This window comes from Vogesella mureinivorans (genome assembly GCF_007644035.1).
GTDB classification, from domain to species: Bacteria; Pseudomonadota; Gammaproteobacteria; order Burkholderiales; family Chromobacteriaceae; genus Vogesella; species Vogesella mureinivorans.
In genome coordinates, this window is record NZ_VMTV02001145.1 from 1 (window position 1) to 453 (window position 453).

Here is a 453-nt window from a genome sequence, read left to right on the forward strand (position 1 = left end):
CCGGGCAGCCAGACCGCGTCGCAGTGAGGCAGGGCGTCGCCGGCCAGCGGCGAGAACTCGATCAGCTCGGCGCCAGCTGCGCGCAGCAGGTCGCGATTGGCGGCATAGGCGAAGCAGAAGGCGGCATCGGCCGCGATCGCGATACGCCGGCCGTGCAGCACGGGCGGCGGGGGCTCCACTGCAGCGGGCTCGAAACCCACCGGCGCCGGCAGCGCAGGTAGGCCCTGCGCGCAGAGCGCATCGGCCAGCGCATCGATACGTGCATCGAGATCGGCGATCTCGGCGGCCGGCAGCAGGCCGAGATGCCGCTCCGGCAGCCGGCCCGCCGCGCACTCGGGCAGCACGCCGCGGAACGCGAGCTCCGCAGGCAGGCTCTCGCGAAGCAGACGCGCATGCCAGTCGCTGGCCACGCGCGTGGCCGCCACCCCGGCGAAGGCAAGCTCGGGCCGGTAG

At 74.6% G+C, this 453-nt stretch carries 1 pseudogene; it reads right to left on the reverse strand.

The features are described 5' to 3' along the window. Positions 1 to 453: pseudogene (locus FLQ44_RS23965) on the reverse strand (cobyrinate a,c-diamide synthase); the annotation flags it as partial.